Consider the following 13,959-nt stretch of genomic DNA (forward strand, 5'->3'; position numbering starts at 1 on the left):
CATAGCATTCCCCTATCCGGTACAACGCCGGAATAGTCCAGACAATCGGGTGCCATTAGGAGGATCCATGCCCCCGCGCACGCGTTCCGCCGACAACCGGCGTCGCCCAGCCGCCCCTGGCCGTCTTGAGCCGCTGACACGCAAGCAGATCATAGGGATGCTGTTCGGTGTAGTCGTCTTCGTGGTGCCCTTCCTCGTAGACGTCCCCGACCTTGACCCTATGGGCGAGCGGATGCTGTCCATCTTCCTACTCGCCATCGTGCTGTGGGTCAGTGAGGCCATCCCGCTGGTGGCCACCGCCGTCCTGGTGATCGGACTGGAGGTGTTGCTCATCTCCGACCAGGCGGTGCTGCCCGTCCCCGAGGACGCCACCGCCTACTCCGCCTTCTTCGCCGCTCTGGCCAACCCGGTGATTGTGCTGTTCCTGGGGGGTTTCCTCATTGCGGACGGCTCGGAGAAGTTCCACCTGGACAGGAACCTGGCGGCCGTCCTGATCAAGCCCTTCACCGGCTCCGCGCGCCGCACCGTGCTGGGGCTGATGATCATCACCGCAGTGCTGAGCATGTTCATGTCCAACACGGCCACCACCGCCACCATGTTCGCCGTGGTCATCCCCGTGCTCGGCGCCCTGCCGGAGGGGAAGCCCCGCACCGGCCTGGCCCTGTCCGTCCCGGTGGCGGCGAATGTGGGCGGTATGGGCACCCCGGTGGGAACGCCCCCCAACGCGATCGCCCTGGGCGCCCTCACGGAGGCCGGCCACTCCATCAGCTTCCTGGACTGGATGGTGATGTCCATCCCGCTGATGCTCGTAATCCTGCTGGGCGCCTGGCTGTTGATCTGCGCCGTGTTCCTGCCCGGCGGATTGGCCATCGAACTGGACATGCGGGCCGACTGGTATACCGACCGTCGGGCGGTCATGTTCTACGTGATCGCCGGTATGACCATCCTGGCGTGGATGACCGAGCAACTGCATGGCCTGAGCGCCAATGTCATCGGCTTCCTGGCGATCGTGTCCATGCTGGTGACTCGGGTGATGACCGGCAAGGATCTGTCCGGGCTGTCCTGGGATGTGCTGTGGCTGGTCTCCGGCGGTATCGCACTGGGCGACGGCGTGGGTGCCACCGGTCTGGATGAGTGGATCCTGAACCTGTTCAACTGGACCGCCATGCCTGCCGTCGCGGTGGTGGTGCTCATGGGTGCGCTCGGCCTGGCCCTGTCCAATGTCATCTCCAACTCCGCCGCCTGCAACCTGCTGGTGCCGCTGGCCATGGGCCTGGCGACCAGCATCGTCGGCCTGGAGCCGGTGACGATTGCGGTGGTTCTGGCCCTGGCCTGTTCGCTCGGTATGAGCCTGCCGATCTCCACCCCGCCCAACGCCATCGCTTATGCGACCGGGGAGATAGCCACCGGCGATATGGCCCGGGTGGGTCTGATCGTCGGAATTGCCGGCACCGCCGTATTGGTTCTGCTCATGCCCGCCTTGTGGTCGGCGATGGGACTGCTATGAGCGCCGCCCCCAACACGCCGTCGCCGGAGGTTGCGGACTTTGAGTCGGCGCCCGGGCCGCTGGTGGTTGCCGTGGTTTCTCCGACGTCGCTGGGAACCCAGGCCGCTCATGAGGTGACTCCGGCGGTGAATGCCCTGGCCGAGGTGGTGCGCGTGCGCACTCTGGCCGAACTGTTCCGCTGGGCGCGTCAAAGCGCCGATGCGCAGACAGACTCTGGCCAGACGGACGTTAGCGCCGAGGGAGGGGCCGATGAGGCCGCGCCCGCCGCACCGGCCACGGTCGCCCTGATCATCGCCACCGACGAGGTCGGCAGCCTGGACGACGTCGCCGACGCCGTCGCCCATTACCCGGCCCTGGCCACCGCCCGGCTGGTGCTGCTGACCGAACGCGCCGAGCTGCACAACCTCGGGCGGGCGATTGACGAGGACCTGGTGCGTGAGGTGATCGCGGTGCCCTGGACGCCCGGCGCGATCGGGGATCGTGCGTGGGCGCAGATACGCCGCTGGATGCGCGACCACCTGCCCGAGGATGATCCGCGCCGGCGGCAGGACGGCGCCGGAAACGGCCACTCCCCGCTGCTGGAGGCGCTCACCCGCCACTCCGATGTGCTCACCGCCGAACTGATCGCCGCTTGCGAGCAGGTGTTGGGGCCGCGGCCCCGCCTGAGGCTGCCGGCCGGGGTGCGTCTGACCCACCAGGGCCAGATCGTTGACAGCGTTTACGTGGTTATCAGCGGAGCGGTCGCCTTGACTCGCCACACCCGCGTAGGCGAGGTCACTCTCCACCATGCCACCACCGGCCGCATCATCGGTCTGGTATCGCTTGCCAGCCACGGCCGCGCCTTCGTAACCGCCACCACCACCACGGATGTGGAGCTCATCCTGCTGTCCATTGAGCAGCTGGACCGGGCCCTGCGAGAGAACCCGGTTACCGAGCAGGTGTTGGCCGCCCTGATCATTCGCTCCTTGACCAAGCGGCTGGCCCGTTCGGAGATCCTCCAGGTGGAGAAGATCGAGCTGGCGGCCGCGCTGGATGCCGAGCGCCTCCAGGTGCAGGAGGCTCTCACCGCATTGGAGCAGGCCCGCCTGGAACTGCTGGCCCAGGAGCGCTTCGCCACCTTGGGGGAGCTGGCCGCCGGCGTCGCCCACGAGCTGAACAACCCGGTGGCCGCACTCGAGCGCGCCGGTGATCACCTGCGTGAGGATCTGGCCGCCATGATGGCAACTCACCCCGACGGCGAGACGATCGGACGGGTGGCGGCCGCGGCACGGACCCGGCCGGCCGCCTCCACCCGTGCCGAGCGTGCCGCCCGCAAGAAGCTCGAGCAGACCGTTGGGGACCGGGAGCTGGCCCGTCGGCTGGTGGCGGCTGGTTTCGACGACGATGCCGACCCGGATACGCTTCGCACGCTTGCCGCCGACTCCGGGCGCCTGGCCACGGTTGAGGCGGCCGCCTCCATAGGGCGCTCCGAACGCAATATGCGGTTGGCCACCGATCGCATCAGCGGCCTAGTCGCAAGCCTGTCCACCTACGTGCGTCCCGATGGTGAGGAGATGGTGGATGTCGACCTGCGGGAAGTTGTTGAGGACGCCCTGCGCCTGACCGCTCACCGCCTGGAGGAGGTGGATGTGGTGCGGGACTACCCGGTAGAGCCGTCGGCCCTTCCGTCGGTGCCCGGTCACGCCGGCGAACTGGTGCAGGTGTGGACCAACATCCTGGCCAATTCGGCAGACGCGCTGGCCGCGCAGGCGAAGGAGGCCGCCGACGCCGGTTCGACGCCGCCCGCGGCCCGGGTGAGGGTGTGGATCACGGCGGTTACGGGAGGGGTGCGTGTGCGGGTGGAGGATAACGGTCCGGGTATTGCCCCGGACGTCCTGCCACGCATCTTCGAGCCGCGCTTCACCACCAAGCACGGCCGGGTGCGTTTCGGCCTGGGCCTGGGAATGGGGCTGGCTAAAAGCGTGGTGGACGCCCACCACGGGTCTATCGCCGTGGAATCAGAGCCCGGCCGTACCCGCGTCACCGTGGTGCTGCCCACCCAACAGGATTTGACGCAGGCCGCGCCGCCAGACGCCCCGGTGGGGCGGGCACGGAATGGTCTGCAGAAGCAGTCGGACAAGAAAGCGGTTAAGAAGCCGCGGAAACGGCCGCACAAGCGGTCACGGTCATCGAAGGAGAAGTCATGAAACTCGCCATCCTGGTTGTTGAGGACGAGCCGGAGGTACGCGACGCCGTCGTCGGGGACCTGAGCGCCTTGGCCGACACGCTCCGCATTGAGCCGGCCGAGGACGCCGACGACGCCTGGGAGGCGGTCGCCGATATTGATGATGACGGGGATCTGCTCGCCCTGGTGCTGGCCGACCACCGTATGCCGGGCCGCACCGGCGTGGACATGCTGGTGGAGATGAACGACGACTCCCGTACCGCCGCGGCCCGTAAGGTGCTGGTGACCGGACAAGCGGATCAGGCCGACACGATTCGCGCCGTCAATGAAGCCGGTTTGGACCACTACATTGCCAAGCCGTGGGATCCCGTCCGGCTTCAGCAGGCTGTACGCGACCAGCTGACCGACTTCGTGCTTGAGGCGGGCATTGATCCGCTGCCGCATCTGCGGGTCCTGGACCGGGTTCGCGCCCTGGAGGCGTTGCGCTGAACAGGCAGCAACGACGGTGTGACCTGTAGTACCGGCTCGGCTGCCCTGGTCGACGCCTATCACGTGTAAGGATGAACTTATGAGTGACGCACGTGAGGCGGCGGCAGGCCGCTCCCAAGGCGAATCAATTGCGTTTGTCATCGCCGTACTCGTAATCGGCTGCGTCGGGTTGTACTACGTCCGGTCCTTGTTCGGGCCGGCGTTCTTTGCCCTCACGCTCGTGATCACGGTGCGGCCGTTGATCGCGTGGGCTACCAGACATCACGTGCCGCGGCCGGTGTCGGCCGTGGTTGCCATACTGATCGTCTTCGCGTTCGTCATCGGACTGTTCGCCGCTCTGGCCGTGGCGATCGTGCAGTTGGTGGATACGCTGCCCAGTTACGCCTCGCAGTTCACCGCCATCTGGGACAACATGCGCTCCTTGTTGGAGCGCATGGGCGTTGACGAGACGGCCCTGATTGATCAGGTGTCGCAGTCGATGGACACCGATCGGATCGTGTCGGTGGCACAGTCCCTGCTCGGGCAGCTGTCCAATCTGGGAACGGTGCTGAGTGTGATGGGGCTGGCGGTCGTATTCCTGATGTTCGATACCTCCCGTATTGAGGCGCGTTCTCGTGCGCTGAGCCGGCTGCGCCCGGGGGTGGCCTCGGCTCTGAACGGCTTCGCCGCGTCGGTGCGCTCCTACTGGCTGGTTTCGACCATCTTCGGCCTGATCGTGGCAGTGCTGGATGTGATCGCCCTATGGTTCCTGAACGTGCCCATGGCCGTTACCTGGGGCGTGTTGTCTTTCATCACCAACTACATTCCCAACATCGGCTTTGTGCTGGGCGTGATTCCGCCGGCTCTGATCGGGTTGGTGGACTCCGGGCCGTGGACGGCCCTGTGGGTGGTGGTGGCCTACAGCGCGCTGAACTTCGTGATCCAGTCGCTCATTCAGCCGAAGTTCACCGGTGATGCAGTCGGTCTGAACACGACGATGACGTTCCTGTCCCTGCTGTTCTGGAGCCAAGTGATTGGGGCTCTCGGCACGATCCTGGCGGTGCCTTTGACGCTGTTCGTCAAGGCACTGCTGGTGGACTCCGATCCGCGGTCCCGGTGGGTAGGCGTCTTCCTGTCGGCCGGGGACACGGATGTGGACGTGGGCGGTGCGCAGGCTGTGCGAGTCGATGTGGAGCGCGATCCGGAGCGCGATGAGGGGGACTCTGAGGAAGACGATGAGGAGGACTCTGCGGAAGACTCTGAGGCGGCCGACGATGCGCTGACGGCTCCGGCGAAGGACGTCGCGAGCACCTGAATTCCCATGGTTTTCACAGGTGCAGCGGGGTGGCTTTTAAGATGAGCCGGGTTACATGGTTACTGCCGCTGGACGAGGCGGACCGCGAGGGTTGGGGAACCCAGTGACCGGCCCGGCTCGAGGACGCCCCGGGTATTAGGGAGCCCGGGTCGGACGTTTCGGCGAAGGAGGGCGCTCCCCCGGATGTGGGAACCCGGGCGCGGAGCCCCTCACTGACGAAGGCCCTCGGGCCGGGTGAGACCCGGCCCGAGGGCCTCGCCATACCAATGGCGACCGCGGCCGGCGGGGTAATCGGGCTCCTTCGCTTTGAGCCGTCTTCGCCGAGTTCGGTAGATATAACCATCGAGTTCGGTAGATATGACGATCGAGTTCGGTTGGCGGGGCCAGCGGGGCGGGGGAAGGGTCCGGATGCGGCACGAACGATGGTCCCCCACCCGGCGTCGCCTACTAGGTCCGCATGGTTTCAACGAATCTGAGGGCGTGTGCTGGGAGGGGCGGGGTGTTTGTGCCGATTCTGGATGCTTTGGCTCCCAGATGCTGGCCTACCGCCCCGGTTTGATAGGCAGGCCAGGGCGTCTGGTTGCCGACCGGGCTCCCCAGGTCCGATCGGGTGGGACTGGACTACCTGGCTGCGGATGGACCGTCTGGCTGCCGTTGGACCACCTGAAACGCACTCTCAGACGGTCCAAGCGCAAAAGCCCGGTCCAACCGCAGTAACGCGGTCCATGTGTGAGGCCCGCAGCTGGCCGGGACCACACCCATCCGCTACGCAGTAAGGCCGGAAGAGCCTTATTAGCTCCGACCGCGGAGTAGCCGTACCAAGCCATCCGAGTGCGGGTAGGTCTCCTCCGACCGCAACGTGGTCGCCTCGGTAGGCTCCACGGGCGACCTCCTTTTGGCATTGCTTTGGCCCGCGTACTGAACTCTCTGTATAAGGCTGAGCTGATCCGGTGGCCGCCAATACCTCGACGCCAACGGCGCCTGGCAGCACACCGGCGACGCCCGTGCTCGCCACCTTCTAACACGCGCTTTGGTCGGGCACCGTCCGCACCCACGACGCGATCGATACCCGCGCCCCGTCCAGCTCGCACAGACACCAGACGGACGACGATCACAACGGCGGATGTCTTTTGGTTACTGCTGACTGGACTCTTCGACCGGCACGATACATGCGGTTTGCCAGCCGTGGATCGCCGCGGGAGCGCATGACCATGACATCGGAGCGGCCAGCGCCAGTAGAGATCTTCATGGTGGCGACGTAGGAGCTGCCGTCCTTAATGATGGTTCCGGAGCCGGCCGGTGCGCGCATGGTTATGTTGATGGGATCGGAGGAGAATGGTCTGACCCGTGTCCCTTCATTCAGCCTGCCGTATCCTCGCGGGACGATCGCAAGCTGGGCCGGAACTGTCCGCATGCTGGTCGCCGCGCGGCGACACTACGGCATCCGGGTACTGTCTCACGCAGTAGATGAGTACTACTAGCAGAGTTACTCCCGCCTAGCGGTTATCCTATAGTCGCCGTACTCTCACCGAGGAGAAGCCGATCTATATGAGTCGAACGATCACCACGGAGACATGTCGATGCACGAGAAACCACCAACCCGTGGCACTCGCCGCAAGAGCCGAAATCGGCACCGGTACCGGAAGCGCTGCTTCAGTCGTACCGGCCCGGCGTCATTCGGTTGACTCCCGCGACCACGTCGGGACCTCGCCCAGGCGGTTGTCGGTGGAGTCCCTCGCGTGTGGAAGTTTCCTTGTGTGGAACCGTGGCGCTTGGGAGAACAGGCTGTGCTCTTGGAGTCTCCGCGATACATGCGCCAGCTCATCAAGGAGTTGAACCTACTTATCAACACGACCTAGGTCGGTGCCAACGGTGCCGACGAACGAGAGGAAAACTGATGGTTTTCACCCCTATCACGCAGGCCAAGGCCAAGTTCCTGCTGTCACTGCCGCACGATCCGCGTAACCCCGAGCAGGCGGGACCGCCGAGTGTGGAGGGCTTGACCTCAATCATAGGTTGGGTCAAGTGGACAGCTTTCGCGGTGTGCATCCTCGGCCTGTTCGCAGTGGGAGCTCTCACTGTCATCCAGTCCCAGCGTGATCAGGGCGGTGAGCACGTCGGCAAGATCGGCGTCGACCTGGGCGGCATGATCGTAGTCTCCCTAGCTGCATTGCTAATTGGCCTCCGCGCCGGCCGAGAGGCGGGGGAAGCGGTGTCCACAACCGAATCGGTGCGCCGGCGGGGGCGGTCGGAACGTGTCGCGATGCCGGCAGTCGCCATGGTGATGACGCTGGGACTCGTTACCGGTTGTGGAAGCAGTGCGCCGAATGAGTCGGCATCTGTTGCCGCGACGACGGCCGTGGAGACTAGGGCTGTGGCGTCCGCGGATGCTAGTAACGGTTCTGAGGATGCCGACGCCGTAGGTACGGCCAACACGAGCGTGTGCGGGTTGCCCGGGGAGATGACGGAGAAAGCGCGTCTGACTAACGTGCCCGATGTCGACTACTGGGACTACGATGGCACCACTGCGTATCCAGTGTCGGGAAAGTATGGGCCTGGCGCGATCGACGAGGAGTCCGGTTTCCGCTACTGCTTCCAGCGCTCTCCGGAGGGGGCAGTGTTCGCCGCAACAAATGCCGCGGTACAGGGCGCCAATGCGAAGACCTTAGAAAACTGGTTGAGCTACTTCGTCGCCGACGAAAAACAACTTGATGCCATGCGTGAGTACACGGAAGGGGACGTAGAAGAATACGATGACGGGGGCGCTCGCGTTCAGGTAGCTGGTTTTCGGCTGCTCGCCTACGACGGAGACAGTGCGAGGGTGGATGTCGCTACCTATGTAACCGTAAACTATCAAACATCTAACGTGTCGATGGTGTATGAACTGGTATGGCAGGACGGAGACTGGAAGGCCAATATCACCGATCCCCAACATCCGATTGACGGGAGCACTATCCCCAGCTTGAGCGGCTATTTGACGTGGGGGACGTGATGCCGCCGGTGCTCCGGAGTCCACTCTGGTGAAGCGTAGAAAGCAGAAAACCAAGCTACCGTGCCAGGTCTGGCTCCCGATGTCGAATCCTGGGACCATCAGGGAACCATTGCCTGTCCTGTGTCTGAGCAATACGGTCCCGATGTGACCGCCGATTCGGGGCATCGCTATTGCTTTCAGCGGTCGTCCGAGGAGGCGGTGTGTGCGACAGCCAATGCGGCTTTTCCGGTTCGGGTGTGTGGAGGTGCTGGTTCTAGTTGGTGCGGTCGTCTGGTTTGATATGGCTGATGGTGGTGGCGGATGGTGAAGGTGTGCCTGCGGTCAACGCTTGAGGTGCCGTAGAGGGCGCCGGAGTGGTTGGGTCTCGGGTGCTGGGACTGGAAAGACGTTCCGGGACTGTTCTCGGGTGAGTATCGCACCACGGGCCTGAACGTGCGGGTGGTCTGCACCCTATCGGGTGCGATCGTCTGGGTGCGCGATCCGCTACCCGGAGCCACGCATGACGGCGGAGCGCTTCACGCCAGTGGCTTGCTGGACATCCCTTCCGACCACCTGCTCGAGGGTGCCGCTGCTCCCCTACATATTGGAGACAAGGGCTATATCGGGCCGGGCATGATCACCGCCGTCAAGAAGCAATCCGGACAGCCCCTGCGCGAGAGCGTCAAAACACAGAACACCTCCATGAACCGCATCCACCACAAGGTCGAGAGGGCTATGGCCGATCTCAAAACCTGGCGCGTACTAGACACCGGCTACAGAAGACCCATACAGACCTTCCCACAACCCATCACCGTCGTACTCGCACTCATATTCACATACACCCCATGAATAACCCTCCGAGAGGCCAAAAAACAACCAGCATCCTACTGTCAGTTCTGGTGAGAAAGGCTCACTGAAACGACTTATACGTTCCACCGCCACCGGCGACGATGTCCGCACCCCCAGCCCGACGCGTCACCGACCAAGCATCAGACGTCGATTGTGCGTAGGAGTTGGGGTTCTGGGAGTTGGCCGTTGATGATGTAGTCGCGGAACACGGGCACGGCCTGCTCGCCGGTGAAGATCTCCTCGGGGTGCAGGTCGATGGTGTAGGGCTCGGGCGAGCCGTTATCCCAGGACGGCGCCACCCACCGATCAGGGTCCGCAACAGGTTCACGGGCCAGCACATAGTGGATGTAACCCCCGCCCGGACCCAGGGGTTCGGCAAAGTCGTTGGCTGGGTTGGGGGTTGTTAGGGGTTTTCGGTGTGTTGGTGGGGGTGCGGCGCGACCCGCCGGTGAGGATATGTGGTGCTAAATCAACATCATCACGGAAGGTCGCGCCGCTGTGTCATCATCCCCCACGCCTGCCCTGTCGCGCCAGCCCCTGACCGGGATGTTCGCCACTGTCCCGGACCCGCGTGATCGGCGCGGGGTGCGTCACCGCCTGGATGTGGTGCTGGCTTTGGCGGCGGTGGGAGTGCTGGCCGGGTGCCGCACCCTGCTGGCGATCTGGGAGCACGCCCGCGACCTGACCGGCGGCCAACTACGGCAACTGGGACTACCACAAGACCGGGGCATCCCCTCGGAGTCCACCATCGGCCGCGCCCTGGCCGGCCTGGACGCCGACGACTACCGGCGCCAGGGTCGCGTCGTGGATGCTCACCCGCACCGGCACCATCGACGGACGCAGGATTATCGCGGTGGACGGGTGAGACCATGCGCGGCGCCAAACCCAAGAACAACAACAGCGGAGACGGTGATGATGGCGGCGGTGATGGTGGCGGTGGGGCCCCGCACCTGCTGGCGGCGCTGGACCAGGAGTCCGGGGCGGTGCTCGCCCAGCAGCGCGTACAGGATAAGACCAGCGAGATACCCGCCCTGAAACAGCTGCTGGCGCCCCACGACCTTACCGGAGCGGTCGTGACTGCTGACGCACTGCACACCCAGACCGACACAGCGCAGTGGATACGCGACCGGGGCGCCGACTACCTGCTCACGGTCAAGAACAACCAGCCCAGTCTCAGGGCGAAACTGAAGGCGCTGCCCTGGAAGGACGTCCCCGCCGTGTCGGGGGTTGACTGCTCTCATGGGCGGCGGGTGCGGCGCACCATCAAAGCCGTGGCAACCCCGGCGTGGGTCGACTTCCCCGGCGCCTCACAGGTGCTTCAGGTGCGTCGCACCCGCACCACCCACACCCGCGGTAAGAACAGCAAGCGCAGCACCGAGGTCGTCTACCTGGTCTGCTCCATACCGCCCGAGCAGGCCCCGCCCGAGACCGTTGCCGCCTGGATACAGGGCCACTGGGCGATAGACCTGACTCCTGACGGTTTAGTGCCCTGCGGTGTTCAGGTTGTTGAGGATTTGCTGCGCGGTCTGGGTGGTCTGGGGTTGGGCGGTGATGTGGTGGCCGTTGATGGTGATAGTTACCTCTTGAAGCGGCTTCAGTTCGCGTACGAGCCGCTTGATGCTCACACCGGTGGCGGCTTGTAGGTGGCGGGCGACGGCCAAGGATGCCATCACCACGGTGAGGTGGGCCTGGATGGCGTGGTGGGTGTGGTGGAAGACGGGCCTGGCGCGCAGGTCGTGCTTGGACATGCGCAAGGGACTGCTCCACGTGCCACAGCTCGTGATAGGAAGCAATCACCTGGCTGGCGGGCATCACCGATGCGGGGATATTGCTCACGTAGCCTTTCAGCCCGGCCAGCCGCTTGGCTCGGGCCAGAGCCTTCTCGTCGAGGACCTGGTCGCCCTTACGGGTGGTCACGGACCTGGTCCCCTTGGGGCGCCGGTCCCCAGCAACGACCGCCCGGGCCCTGTTCTCCTGGGAGGTCAGGGTCTTGCTGGTGCCGGGCGAACCTCTTGGCGGAATACGCCCAGATCGCGCGCCACGAGCCCGCAAACTCCGCTGGGCTCCAGACCGGCTCATCACGCAGCTTCTCGTCCCTCTCGGTCGAGCGCGTGCCGCGGCGTGGGGTGATGGTGTCGATGATCTGCCCATCGGCCAAGGCGTCCCCGTGCCAGGCGAAGTGCGCGGCCAGATCTGCCGGGGCCTTGGTCATGCGGGACCCGACGATGAATCCCAAGCCGGCCTGGTCGAGTGCTTCGAGGTTGGTTGCGGAGAGCATGCCGGCGTCCGCCACCACGACCAGGTGCTCAATCCCCGACGCCTCCCGGAACTCCTCGATCATCGGCACGATCGTGCTGGTCTCGGCCTTGTTGCCCTCCCAGCAGCCAACACGTAACGGGAAGCCCGTCCGGTCCACCAGCAGCCCCACGATCACCTGCGGGTCCACCCTGCGCTCCTTGGAATAGCCCACCCGTCGTAGGTCGTCCTCCTTCTCCGCCTCGAAGTACAGGGTCGTCACGTCATACAAACACAAGGACAAGTCCCCTCCGGCACTCACGTGCCGCAGGCAGGCGGCCTGGATATGGGAGCGGTAGTCGCCGGTAACGCAGCGCGCCAGGGACCGGAACAAGGAGCGTGGGGTCACAGCGTCAACTCCGAGCTCTCCCAGCACGGCGGGGACCTGCTCCTTGCTGGTGGGCTCCACGAGTCGGGCCAGCACCATCTGCCTGAAGCTCTCATCACCACCCACCGCTTCACCCAGCCCCAGGGCCTCATACGCGCCCGACAGGACATCCCACAACAGCACTGAGCGCTTGGACTCAACCACCGCCGGCGCGGCCTGGCCGGCGGCCTGCGGTGTCAGGCCGGCCAGGTCCAAAACGCCCTGGCCGCCCCGGATCTTCTCCCGTCCCGCCTGAACCAGGGCCGCCAGCTCCGCCTCGTCGTGCGCTGAGCCCAGGTGCTCCACAATCCGGCGCACACCATGCTCCTTAGCCACGATCTGCACCGCCGTAGCACCAGAAGCGGTACGCACCTTACGGATAAACGGGCTCACACCCCTACACCCTACCCGCCACCGGATTAGTGCCCCACAACCACCAACCCAACCACACCACACCAACGAAAAACCCCAACCACCCCAACCAGCTGTCAGGAGTCAGGCGCTGTGTCATCATCCCCCACCGCCCCCTTGTCGCGCCAGCCCCTGATCGGAGTGTTCAAGGGTGTCCCGGACCCGCGTGATCGGCGCGGGGTGCGTCACCGCCTGGACACTGTGCTGGCTTTGGCGGCGGTGGGGGTGCTGGCCGGGTGCCGCACCCTGCTGGCGATCTGGGAGCACGCCCGCGACCTGACCGGCGGCCAACTACGGCAACTGGGACTACCACAAGACCGGGACATCCCGTCGGAGTCCACCATCGGCCGCGCCCTGGCCGGCCTGGACGCCGACGACCTTGACGCTCGGATCGCCTCGTGGGTGCTCACCCGCACCGGCACCATCGACGGACGCAGGATTATCGCGGTGGACGGGCAAGACCATGCGCGGCGCCAAACCCAAGAACAACAACAGCGGAGACGGTGATGATGGCGGCGGTGATGGTGGCGGTGGGGCCCCGCACCTGCTGGCGGCCCTTGACCAGGGCACCGGGGCGGTGCTCGCCCAGCAGCGCGTACAGGATAAGACCAGTGAGATACCCGCCCTGAAACAGCTGCTGGCACCCCACGACCTTACCGGAGCGGTCGTGACTGCTGACGCACTGCACACCCAGACCGACACAGCGCAGTGGATACGCGACCGGGGCGCCGACTACCTGCTCACGGTCAAGAACAACCAGCCCAGTCTCAGGGCGAAACTGAAGGCGCTGCCCTGGAAGGACGTCCCCGCCGTGTCGGGGGTTGACACCTCCCACGGTAGACGGGTGCGGCGCACCATCAAAGCCGTGGCAACCCCGGCGTGGGTCGACTTCCCCGGCGCCTCACAGGTGCTTCAGGTGCGTCGCACCCGCACCACCCACACCCGCGGTAAGAACAGCAAGCGCAGCACCGAGGTCGTCTACCTCATCTGCTCCATACCGCCCGAGCAGGCCCCACCCGAGACCGTTGCCGCCTGGATACAGGGCCACTGGGCGATAGAAAACCGTGTTCACTGGGTACGCGATGTCACCTATGACGAGGACCGCCACCAACTGCGCACCGGCTCCGGGCCGCAGGTCATGGCCACCCTGCGGAACCTGGCCATAAGCCTGATCCGCACCATCTACGACGACCCCACCACCACCAGCATCGCCTCAGCCAACCGGGCCATGACACGAAGACCCACCAAAGCCATCAAACTCCTAACAACCCCCTAACCACACACCAACTTTGCCGAGCCCCTGCGCCCGGACCCGGGACGCGGGCCTCAATCGTCAACGCCCGATTAGACCCAGCCGCCTGCATATGCCGCATCTGCTCAGGATCATCATCAGCCAACTCATCAGGGAACCTGACCTCCTCAGGCAAAGGCTGAACACCCAAAGCGAAGCGGGGTCCCCCGGTAAGAAATGTCGGGTAAGTCAGATCATGTGCGATGTCGTCGGCGATCATCTCCGGAGTCTGACGAACTTTGAATCGCTCCCCTCGCCCGTGACGAGCATCCACATTCCAAGTTACGAAGTAATTCACTATTCGCTTACTTTCATGCTCTG

General features: G+C 65.0%; 12 protein-coding genes and 2 pseudogenes. 11 read left to right on the forward strand and 3 right to left on the reverse strand.

All coding sequences use genetic code 11. The annotated features are described in order from the left end of the window. The first annotated feature begins 67 nt into the window (after positions 1–67). The 4 genes from CWT10_RS00160 (at position 68) to CWT10_RS00175 (ending at position 5,454) form a co-directional block, all read left to right on the forward strand. Positions 68–1,507, forward strand: a complete 1,440-nt coding sequence (locus CWT10_RS00160; protein ID WP_103062886.1) for an SLC13 family permease — start codon at positions 68–70, stop codon at positions 1,505–1,507. Next, entirely contained in the window at positions 1,504–3,693 is a 2,190-nt protein-coding gene (locus tag CWT10_RS00165; protein WP_103062887.1) for an ATP-binding protein, read from the forward strand. Before CWT10_RS00160 ends, CWT10_RS00165 begins: the two co-directional genes overlap by 4 nt. Beyond that, on the forward strand, positions 3,690–4,160 hold the full coding sequence (locus CWT10_RS00170) for a response regulator (protein WP_103062888.1): 471 nt from the start codon (positions 3,690–3,692) through the stop codon (positions 4,158–4,160). Before CWT10_RS00165 ends, CWT10_RS00170 begins: the two co-directional genes overlap by 4 nt. Positions 4,161–4,239: 79 nt before the next feature. Continuing rightward, entirely contained in the window at positions 4,240–5,454 is a 1,215-nt protein-coding gene (locus CWT10_RS00175) for an AI-2E family transporter (RefSeq protein WP_103062889.1), read from the forward strand. Positions 5,455–6,565: 1,111 nt separating this feature from the next. Here the strand turns inward: CWT10_RS00175 and CWT10_RS00180 are convergent. Further along, complete coding sequence (locus CWT10_RS00180) at positions 6,566–6,763, reverse strand: hypothetical protein (protein WP_128683163.1); 198 nt, start codon at positions 6,761–6,763, stop codon at positions 6,566–6,568. Between the two features lie 588 nt (positions 6,764–7,351). Between CWT10_RS00180 and CWT10_RS16925 the strand changes: the two genes are divergently transcribed. The 3 genes from CWT10_RS16925 (at position 7,352) to CWT10_RS00190 (ending at position 9,274) form a co-directional block, all read left to right on the forward strand. Further along, positions 7,352–8,446 carry a DUF8175 domain-containg protein gene (locus CWT10_RS16925; protein WP_174721924.1) on the forward strand — a complete coding sequence of 365 codons (1,095 nt, stop codon included), beginning with the start codon at positions 7,352–7,354 and terminating at the stop codon, positions 8,444–8,446. A gap of 60 nt (positions 8,447–8,506) precedes the next feature. Beyond that, a complete protein-coding gene (locus CWT10_RS18110; RefSeq protein WP_483396346.1) occupies positions 8,507–8,725 on the forward strand; it encodes a DUF8175 domain-containg protein in 219 nt (72 codons plus the stop codon). A gap of 78 nt (positions 8,726–8,803) precedes the next feature. After that, on the forward strand, positions 8,804–9,274 hold the full coding sequence (locus CWT10_RS00190; protein WP_103062891.1) for a transposase family protein: 471 nt from the start codon (positions 8,804–8,806) through the stop codon (positions 9,272–9,274). 140 nt (positions 9,275–9,414) lie between these two features. On the opposite strand, the gene CWT10_RS00195 is transcribed toward CWT10_RS00190, so the two are convergent. After that, on the reverse strand, positions 9,415–9,573 hold the full coding sequence (locus CWT10_RS00195) for a hypothetical protein (protein ID WP_233188119.1): 159 nt from the start codon (positions 9,571–9,573) through the stop codon (positions 9,415–9,417). Between the two features lie 247 nt (positions 9,574–9,820). Here CWT10_RS00195 and CWT10_RS17805 point away from each other — a divergent pair, with 247 nt between their 5' ends. Beyond that, entirely contained in the window at positions 9,821–10,309 is a 489-nt protein-coding gene (locus tag CWT10_RS17805; RefSeq protein ID WP_425320996.1) for a transposase family protein, read from the forward strand. After that, a pseudogene (locus CWT10_RS17810) lies at positions 10,258–10,680 on the forward strand (ISAs1 family transposase); the annotation flags it as partial. The gene CWT10_RS17805 and the pseudogene CWT10_RS17810, both read left to right, overlap by 52 nt. Positions 10,681–10,755: 75 nt before the next feature. Here the strand turns inward: CWT10_RS17810 and CWT10_RS00210 are convergent. Beyond that, positions 10,756–12,329 (reverse strand): annotated as a pseudogene (locus CWT10_RS00210) (IS1634 family transposase). Between the two features lie 111 nt (positions 12,330–12,440). On the opposite strand from CWT10_RS00210, the gene CWT10_RS17165 reads away from it, so the two are divergent. Then, positions 12,441–12,854, forward strand: coding sequence for a transposase family protein (locus CWT10_RS17165; RefSeq protein ID WP_244936760.1), 414 nt, complete (start codon positions 12,441–12,443; stop codon positions 12,852–12,854). Next, positions 12,811–13,623, forward strand: coding sequence for an ISAs1 family transposase (locus CWT10_RS00215; protein WP_244936761.1), 813 nt, complete (start codon positions 12,811–12,813; stop codon positions 13,621–13,623). Before CWT10_RS17165 ends, CWT10_RS00215 begins: the two co-directional genes overlap by 44 nt. Positions 13,624–13,959: the final 336 nt, after the last annotated feature.

The sequence above is a fragment of the Actinomyces qiguomingii genome (assembly GCF_004102025.1).
In the GTDB taxonomy this organism is placed as follows: Bacteria; Actinomycetota; Actinomycetes; order Actinomycetales; family Actinomycetaceae; genus Actinomyces; species Actinomyces qiguomingii.